5 protein-coding genes are annotated in these 9,173 nt (G+C 71.9%); 3 read left to right on the top strand and 2 right to left on the bottom strand.

Annotated elements, in window-relative coordinates; translation table 11 throughout:
• Positions 1-96: 96 nt before the first annotated feature.
• Together D7W79_RS33460 and D7W79_RS33455 are read left to right on the top strand one after the other, a co-directional pair.
• Positions 97-630, top strand: a complete 534-nt coding sequence (locus D7W79_RS33460; RefSeq protein WP_120529404.1) for a hypothetical protein — start codon at positions 97-99, stop codon at positions 628-630.
• Positions 631-664: 34 nt separating this feature from the next.
• Positions 665-1,642 (top strand): NAD-dependent epimerase/dehydratase family protein, encoded by a 978-nt coding sequence (locus D7W79_RS33455; RefSeq protein WP_120529403.1) that lies wholly within the window; start codon positions 665-667, stop codon positions 1,640-1,642.
• 87 nt (positions 1,643-1,729) lie between these two features.
• Here the strand turns inward: D7W79_RS33455 and D7W79_RS33450 are convergent, their stop codons facing one another.
• The gene (locus D7W79_RS33450) at positions 1,730-5,239 is read right to left on the bottom strand and encodes an OPT/YSL family transporter (protein ID WP_120529402.1); all 3,510 of its coding nucleotides are present in this window, start codon (positions 5,237-5,239) and stop codon (positions 1,730-1,732) included.
• Positions 5,236-7,500: a serine histidine kinase EspA gene (locus D7W79_RS33445; protein ID WP_167497772.1), complete on the bottom strand. Its 2,265-nt coding sequence runs from the start codon at positions 7,498-7,500 to the stop codon at positions 5,236-5,238. The genes D7W79_RS33450 and D7W79_RS33445 overlap by 4 nt, the downstream gene beginning before the upstream one ends.
• 262 nt (positions 7,501-7,762) lie before the next feature.
• On the opposite strand from D7W79_RS33445, the gene D7W79_RS46535 reads away from it, so the two are divergent.
• Positions 7,763-9,142 (top strand): serine/threonine-protein kinase, encoded by a 1,380-nt coding sequence (locus tag D7W79_RS46535; RefSeq protein WP_120529400.1) that lies wholly within the window; start codon positions 7,763-7,765, stop codon positions 9,140-9,142.
• Positions 9,143-9,173 lie beyond the last annotated feature (31 nt).

The raw sequence follows: 9,173 nt of genomic DNA, 5'->3' as shown, positions 1-9,173 counted from the left end.
CCGCACCGCCCGCCCGTCAATCAGGGGTTGTTTGATTGACGGGCGGGCGGTGCGGTCGGGGTGGAGGCCTCGCCGCTTGTGGCCTAGCGTGACGGCATGCGCCCCGCACGACTCCTTCCGCTCCTCCTGGTGTCCCTCGTCCTTCCGGCCTGCGCCGCCCGGCAGGTGCGCCCGGAGGGAGCCATCCGCAAGGTGGTGGTGGTGGCGGGTTCGCGCGTGGACGTGCTGCCGACAGGCACGTTCCGCCAGGACATCATCGGGGAGAGCAACCCTCGCACGGTGCTGGCCCGCCAGACGGAGTCGGAGCTCCTCTCGCGTGGCTTCGAGGTCGTGGCCACGCGCCAGTCCGCGGCCCCGGTGCCGCTCACGGACGAGGTGTCCTCCTTCGTCCAGCAGAACAAGGCCGAGGCCGCGGTGGTGGTCATCCTGGACTGGCTGGACGTGTCCGGCGCGACGGTGCTGGGCCGCGTGGACGTGGTGCTGCGGCTGGGCATGGTGGACCCCAACGGCCAGGTGCTCTGGACGGACACGTTCCGCTCGCAGCCCATCGTGAGCGCCTACCAGTCCGCGACGGACTGGAACTCGTTCCTGCGCCGGGCCGTCATCGACGCGGTGCAGGTGGTGCCGTGACGGCAGGCCTCCTTGCGCGCGGGAAGAGGGGGGCATGCGGGTCCTGGTGACGGGCGCGGCGGGCTTCATCGGTGCCCACGTCTGCGAGCGGCTCCTCGCCCGGGGTGACACGGTGGTGGGCCTGGACGCGCTGGACGCGGCCCCCGGGGACGTGGCGCTCCGGCGCTCCCGCCTCCAGCGGCTGTCCGGCGCGCGCGGCTTCACCTTCCTGCCCGGGGACATCACCGACGCGGCCCGGCTGGGCGAAGCGTTCACGGCCGCGCGTCCGGAGGGCGTGGTGCACCTGGCCGCGCGCGTGGGCGTGCGGGCCCCGGACGCGGAGGCCCCGGCGTACGCGGACACCAACGTGACGGGCTTCGTGCGGGTGCTGGAGGCCTGCCGCGAGGCGCGCGTCCAGCACCTGGTCTACGCGTCCTCCAGCTCCGTGTACGGCGCGGCCACGCCCGCCCCGTTCCGCGAGGACGCGCCCGTGGATCAGCCGCTCAACCTCTACGGCGCCACCAAGCGCGCCAACGAGCTGATGGCGCACGCGTACAGCCACCTGCACCGGCTGCCCGCCAGCGGCCTGCGCTTCTTCACGGTGTACGGGCCGTGGGGACGTCCGGACATGGCGCCGCTCCTGTTCCTGCGCGCGCTGGCGCAAGGCGAACCCCTGCGGCTGCACGGCAACGGGCGGATGCGGCGCGACTTCACCTTCGTGGACGACGTGGCGGAGGCCGTGCTGCGCGTGCTGGACCGGCCGCCGGCGGGAAGTCCGCCGCACCGGCTGCTCAACGTGGGGCACGGCGAGCCGGTGGCGCTGGGGGACTTCGTGGGTCTGCTGGAGCGGCACTGGGGTGCGAAGGCCCGCGTGACGTCCGTGCCCGCGCAGCCCGCGGAGATGGTCTCCACGTGGGCGGACACCTCGCGGCTGGAGGCGGAGACGGGCTTCCGGCCGCGTGTGTCCGTGGACGCGGGCGTGGCCCGGCTGGTGGCGTGGTACCGCGAGTGGACGGGCACCACCGCCCGCTGAGCCGTGCGTGAAACGGCGGCGGGCGCCGCCCGGGGCTCGTGAAGGCCCCGGCCGACGCCCGCATGTCCTACGTGCCGTGTGGAGGGGCTACGGCAGCACCGCGAGGAAGTCCTCGACGAAGGCGTTGTTGTCCTCGCGCAGCTCCACCACCGACCGCTGCGAGTCCACCAGCGCGCCCAGGTAGAACAGCCCGGAGGACTGGTAGCCGGGCAGCGTGTATGTGGAGGTGAAGAGCTGGCGCGTCGTGCAGACCCCCGCGGCCAGCTCCCCCACGTCCACCTGGCCCAGGGACACCTGGGTGGAGGAGGCCGACATGTCGTCCGGGAACGCCAGGGTGGGCTGGGTGGACAGGATGAGGTCCAGCTGGTTGTTCCCCCACGAGGGCTGCGTGCCCTGGTTGCAGACCGTCACGGTGGTGAGGAACATCTCCCCTCCGCGCACGGCGAACGGAGCGGTGACCTCCGTGACGACCAGGTCCGGCGCGTACCCCACGCCGATGCGGCCCCGCACGAAGGCGTTGTTGTCCGTGCGCAGCTCGTAGCTGGGAGGCCAGGTGGCGTGTACGACGGCGCTCAGGAAAAGGGGCGTTTCCGGCCCCGACGACAGTGGACTGGAGTGGAGGATGTCTTCCCGAGTGACGCATGCGTTCTCGGGCAGGGGCGGGATGTCCACCATCCCCACCAGGTACACGCCGGAGTTGGGATCCGGAGGCCCCCCGGGGATGGGCAGCTGCGGGGGCGTGGACTCCGTGGAGATGTAGAGATCCACCCGCTGCATGGGGGAGGGCTGCGTGCCCTGGTTGCAGACGGTGACGGAGACCGGCGCCTGGCCAGAGGGCGCCATGTTCGCCGGCCCGCCCACCGCGGTGATGACGAGGTCCGGCGCGGACCCCACGCCGACGCGCGGCCCGACGAAGGTGTTGTTGTCCTTGCGTACCTCCGGGGTGTTCCAGAGCCGGTCCACGGTGGCCCCCACGTAGTACGTGCGCTCCTGCCACGGGGCCCCGTTGAAGTTGCTGGTCACCGGCAGGGTGCTGCAGGTGTGCGCGGCCAGTCCGGGAATGAAGACCTCGTTCAGGAACTCATCCTGGGGCGGCCGGGGCGCGCCCTGCGCCGACAGGGACAGCTCGGGGACGTGCAGCAGGTGCAGTGTCACCAGGGTATCGCTCCACGAGGGCTGGGAGCCCTGGTTGCAGACGGTGAGGGTGGTGGTGAAGGGCTGGCCCGGCAGGATGCTGACGGGCGGCGTCAGCGCGGTGATGATCAGGTCGGCTTCCCACCCCACCCCCAGGCGCCCCTTCACGAAGACGTTGTTGTCCTCGCGCAGCTCCGCCCGGCCCTGGAACGGATCCACGGCGGCGCTCAGGTACAAGGGCTGGCCCGGTGAGGCTCCCGGGAGCTGGGCGACGGACAACATCCCCAGGGTGCTCACGCACTGCCCGGCCTGGAGCGGCGCGACGTTCAGGAACCCCGCCACGTACTGGCTGGGGTCGTTGGTATACGGCCCGGGCAAGCCCTGCGGAGGCAGGGTCCAGGTCTCCTCCGCGGACATGACGAGCGCCACTTCGGTGGAGCTCACGGAGTCGGTGCCCACGTTGCAGACGCGCACGGTGGTGGCGAACGGCTCCCACGGCGCGACGGTGTCAGGGGCCTCCACCGAGGTGACCACCAGGTCCGGCCCGTTGCCCACGCTCAAGGGGCCCGCCACGCGGGTGTTGTTGTCCAGACGCAACTCCTGCGCCTGCGGCGCCTGATAGGTGATGGCCCCCAGGTACAGCGGACGGGACGGAATCGCGAGGGGCGGCAACTCCGCCCACCCGGTGATCTGCCGCGTGGCGCAGGCACCCGCGCTCAGCGGCGGCACCATCGCGCTCCCCACGATCCGATGGCTGCCCATCGGCAAGGGGTTCAGGGGCGCCAACGGGTCCGGCGCCGGCAGGGTGTCGTCCACGCTCGCGTAGACATCCACGTACGCGCCGCCGTTCATCATCCCCGTGCCCACGTTGCAGACCTTCACGGTGGTGGTGAACCGCTCGACGGGCCGCACGCTGGCGGGCCCCTGGAGCTCGGTGATGACGAGGTCCGGCCCGCTGCCCAGGCCGACGATGCCGGCGGCGAAGCCGTTGTTGTCCGTGCGCGGCTCGGGCTGAGGCAGGTCCACGACCGCGCTCAGGTTCAGGGACCGCGCGAACGGCGAGGGCATCGCGTCAGGGGGACGCATGGCGTGGAACGTGGAGCTCTCGGTCGTGCACTGGCCGGCCTCGAGCGCCGCGTAGGGCAGGGCGCGGCCCAGGAAGGCATGGGCCCGCGGCGGCTCCGCGTACACGGGCGGCGCCGGCGGCGGCCGCGACACAGGTGGCTCCGTCTCCGTGGAGAGGAACAGCGAGACCCCATAGTCATGCGCGAGGGCGTTGCCCCGGTTGCAGACCTTGTAGGTCGCGGTGAAGGCCTGGCCATCCGTGAGGTTCGCGGGCGCGCGCACGTCGGTGATGACGAGGTCCGCTTCCGGTCCCGTGCCCACCAGTCCCTGGATGAACGTGTTGTTGTCCTCGTTCAGCTCCTGGACGTGGCTGAACGTGTCGATGGCCGCGCCCAGGTACAGGGGCTGACCCGGCTGCGCCCCCTGGGGCAGGTGGCGGTCGGCGTTCACCGCCACCGTCTGGCACTGGCCGGCGGAGAGGGAGAACACCGTCGTCCCGCCCAGCGGGGCCTGGGTTTGAATGGGGTAGGGCCCGGACATCGGCGGGATTGTCAGCTCGGCTTCCGTGGCGAGGAAGAGCTCCAGGTAGGCGGAGCCATACAGGTCCCCCGTGCCCACGTTGCAGACCTGCGCCTCGGCGGGGAACGAATAGGAATCCGGGAGGTTGGTGGGGCCCTTCATCGACCGCACCACCAGGTCGGGGCCATGGCCCTCGCCCACGGCGCCCTTGATGAAGGTGTTGTTGTCCACGCGCAGCTCCGGGGCGGACTGCGCCCAGTCCACGCGCGCGCCCAGGTACAGCGGCGTACCCTCGGACGTGCCCTGCGCCTCCGTAGGCGTGGCCGCGTGCAGCGCCGAGATGAGCTCCGCCGTGGCGATGCCCGTGGGGAACGGCAGGGCCTCCTGCTCCAGCAGGCGCCGCCGCAGCAGTCCCGCCACCAGCACGCCCACCACTCCCAGCACCAGGCCCCAGGCCGCGATGCCCCAGCCCGGCACGCCCGTGCCCAGCAGGGCCAGCGCCGGCAGCGCGCCCAGCAGTCCCGCCGACGCGGGCATCGCGCCCACCGCCGACGCGGCCGTCTGCGTGAGGTTGTTCTCCAGCGGCGTGTACGGCACGCCGCGCCTGCGCCCATAGGCCGCCAGGCCGCTGAACCCCAGCACCGTCGCGGTGATGGAACCCGAGTCCCACCAGCCCGTCTTCATCCCCATGTAGAGGTTGGTGACGGCCAGCAGCGCGCCGATGAGCAACCCCATCCCCAGCGACCGGGCCGTCCACTCCCGGCCCTGGGAGGCCGCCGCGGCCGCGAGCCCCAGCCCGGCCTCCGTCACGGGCACCGGCTCCACCGGCCCCACCGCGACCTCGGGAGGAGCCGCGGGGTGGCCGGAGGAGGCACTCATCGAGACGCCTCCGCCGAGCGTCCTACCAGCTCACGCAGCTGCGTCAGGTCCAGCGGCTTGCTCAGCTTGAGGTTCGGCACGTCGCGCAGGAACGACATCGTGCGCGGCGTGAACGCGCCCCCCGTCATGAACACCATGCGCCCCGCCTGTTCCGGCGCCGAGCGCCCCAGCTCGAAGTACAGGTCCATGCCCGTCATCCCCGGCATCATCACGTCGCAGAGGATGAGGTCGAAGCGGCTGCCTTCAGCCACCAGCCGGAGCGCCGCCTGCGCGCTGTTCGCCGTGGCCACCTCGTGCTCCGTCGCCAGCGAGCGCTGCAGCGCCACCGTCACGTTGGGCTCGTCATCCACCACCAGGATGCGCGCCCGCGCCCCCGCCGGCGCCGTCGCCGACAGCCGGGGGTAGAGGTCCGGCTCGTGCGCCGCCGAGCGCAGCACCACGCGGAAGGTGCTGCCCTGGCCCGGCGTGCTCTCCGCGTGGATGGAGCCGCCCATGGACTCCACGATGCCGTGGCAGATGGACAGCCCCAGCCCCGTGCCCACGCCCACCGCCTTCGTGGTGAAGAACGGATCGAAGATGCGCCCCAGCACCTCCGGCGTCATGCCCACGCCGGTGTCGCGCACCTCCACCACCACCTTGCCCGGCTCGCCCGGACGGATGATGGCGCGAATCTCATGCTCGGTGACGGAGGACGGGTCCTCCGGGATGGCCTGCGCCGCGTTGAGCAGCAGGTTGAGGAACACCTGGCACAGCCGCGCCTCGCTCGCCTCCACCGCGGGGACGGGTTCGAACTCCGTCACCAGCCGCGCGCGGTGGCGGATGACGTTGTCCGCCATCTTGCACGCCAGCTCCACCGAGCGGCGCACGTCCACCGGCATGGGGCGCGACTCCTGCTCGCCGCGCGCGAAGACCTTCAAATCCCGCACGATGGTCGCGATTCTCTCCGCGCCCTCGGTCGTCTCGCGCACCAGCTGCTGGATGGAGGCCACCGGCTGCGACGGGGCGCCCTGGGCCTCCAGCTTCTCCAGCCCCTCGCGGATGAGGTGCAGGTTCACCAGCATGTACGCCAGCGGGTTGTTGATTTCGTGCGCCACGCCCGCGCCCAGCGTGCCCACGCTGGCCAGCCGGTCCGCCACCACCAGCCGCGCCTGGAGCTGCCGGCGCTCGCTCAGGTCGCGGTGCACCATGATGTTCGCGATGATGCGCCCTTCCGCGTCGCGCAGCGGCACCACCACGGACTCGCAGACGCACGCCATCCCGTCCGCGCGGCGGAACTCCAATTCCCCGCTCCAGCGCCCGTGCACCTCCAGCGCGGTGAGGATGGCGCCCGTCAGCCGGTCCGGCTCACCGGGGTGCAGCACGCTGAAGAGCGTCTGCCCCATGGCCTCCTTGCGGCTTCGGCCGAACATCCGCTCCGCGCTGGTGTTCCAGTCGATGACCCCGCCCGCCAGGTCCGTGATGACGACGCCGTCGGAGATGCTCTCGAAGATGAGCGCCTGGCGGTGCAGCTCCTGCTCCGCCTGCTTGCGCGCGGTGATGTCCATCACCGTGCCCGTCACCCGCGCGGGCTGTCCCGCCGCGTCCAGCAGCACGTCGCCCTTGCACGAAATCCAGCGGTAGCCGCTGCCCGCGGGCTCGATGCGGTACTCCACGTCCACCTGCGAGCGCTGCTGGAGCGCCGTGGCCAGCCCCGCGCGAAGCCGGGGCAGGTCCGCCGGGTGCACCACCTCCTCCAGGTCCATGGCGCGGCCGGACAGCTTGCCCACGGCCAGGCCCAGGAGCCGGTCCACGTGCTCGCTCCACGTCACCTGCCCGCTCTTCGCGTTCCAGTCCCAGATGCCCACGCGCGCGGCGGACAGCGCCTGCCGGAGCTGCTCCTCGCGCTGCTCCAGCACCTCGCGCCGGGAGAAGCGGAACACCGTCACCGTGCCCACCTGGAGCCGGTCGCCCTCCTGCAACTCCGCGGTGGACACCGGCAGCCCGTTGAGGAACGTGCCGTTGGTGGACTCCAGGTCGGTGACGAGGCACGAGCCGTCCGGCTTGCGCAGGATGCGCGCGTGCTTGCGCGACACCCCGTGGTCGTCGATGCGCACCTCCGCCTCCGAGCCGCGCCCGATGACGTGCTCGCCTGGCTCCAGCCGGTACGCCTTGCCGATGGCCGCCGGCGTGGTGGTGCTGATGAGGATGAGGCACGCCCCGGTCGAGGACGGGGCCGTCATCGACTGGCCCGCGCAGGTCGTGAGCTCGTCCACCAACGTCATCATGTATGCCAGCCCCCGAGCGTTCCCCTGCGCTCGGGCCGGCAATCTCCTCGCCGCCTGTCGTGCATGACGCCGCGCTCCGTGTGGGGCCCAAAGCCTTGGCCCGGACCGCAACCATACCCCAACGGCTTCCAATGAACGTCCCTACACCTTCAGGATGGGGAGCGTGACTCCTGGTGAACGGGCAGACAGGCAAGCAGGGCAGCCAACCCGGCACGGGTACTCGCGACCCACCCCGTGGATGGTAGGGTGCGGGATATTCATGGCGGCGGACTCCGAGAGCACCTTCCGCATCCAGGCGCGCGCGGCCGCGAACGCCACGGACAAGGGGCACGACACACCCAGCCGTCCCGAGCGCGGGCCGGGCACGCTCGCGGGCGAGTACGTGCTCAAGGGCATGCTGGCCGCCGGCGGCCACGGCAGCGTCTACGAAGCGGAGCACCGCATCCTGGGACGGCTCGCCGCGGTGAAGGTGCTGCACTCGCACCTGGCGGACCAGGGGGAGATGCTCCAGCGCTTCGTGCGCGAGGCGCGCGTCGTCAATCAGATCCACCACCCGAACATCGTGGACGTCTACGACTTCGGGCTGATGCCGGACGGCAGCCCCTACTACGTGATGGAGCTGCTCTCCGGGCGCACCCTGAGCCAGGTGGTGCAGGAGCGCGGGCGGCTGTCCGCGTCCCGCGCGCTGGCGTACCTGGAGCCCATCTGCGGCGCGCTGGAGGCGGCGCACCGCGCGGGCGTCGTGCACCGCGACCTCAAGTCCAGCAACATCCTCGTCGTGGAGGAGGGGGAGAAGCCCCGGCTGAAGCTGCTCGACTTCGGCATCGCGAAGCTGATCCAGCAGGAGCCCGGCCAGGAGGGGCTCACCACCGCGGGCCAGCGCCTGGGCACCGCGCATGCGATGGCGCCCGAGCAGTTCCGGGGTGGGCGCATCGGTCCGCCCACGGACGTGTACGCGCTGGGCGTGCTGCTCTACCAGCTGCTCACCGGCCGCTACCCGTTCCAGTCCGATGACCGGCTGGAGCTGGAGCGGATGCACCTGGAGGCCCCGCCGCCGCGCCCCAGCGTGCGCGCGCCGGTGTCACCCGCCATGGACGCGGTGGTGCTGCGCTGCATGGACAAGGACGCCACGCGCCGCTACCCCAGCGTGAACGCCTTCCTCACCGCCCTGCGCGAGGCCGCCGAGGAGCCCGGCCAGGTGGAGGGCCAGACGCGCGCCGTGCTCGCGGTGAACGCGGAGGTGGTGCTGCCCTCCACGGACCAGGACGACGACACCGCGTACGCCGCGCTCGCGAGCGTGCTGGACACACTGGAGCAGGGCCTGCGCGCGGAGGGCTTCCTCCTGGCGCTCCAGACGGGCACCACGCTCCTGGGCGTGCAGCCCCTGTCCGCGGACACCGCACCCGCCCAGACCCTTCATGCCCTGCGCGACCTGCACGCGGAGGCCCAGCGGCTGGCGGAGTCCGCCCACGCCCGCGTCCACCTCTGCATCCATCATGGTGAGGCGGAGACACGCGGCGAGGCCGGTGAGGCCGAGGTGGTAGGCGGCCCGGTCACGCATGTGGCAACCTGGAACGTAAGGGACCCCGGTGGCTTCGCCATCACCCGTCCCGCAGCACAGTTCCTTGACTGTCTCTAATACACATCTGACGCTGCCGACGATAAAGCTC

It is taken from the genome of Corallococcus exercitus, assembly GCF_003611585.1.
GTDB classification, from domain to species: domain Bacteria; phylum Myxococcota; class Myxococcia; order Myxococcales; family Myxococcaceae; genus Corallococcus; species Corallococcus exercitus.
This window is presented reverse-complemented; position numbering and strand designations above follow the sequence as displayed.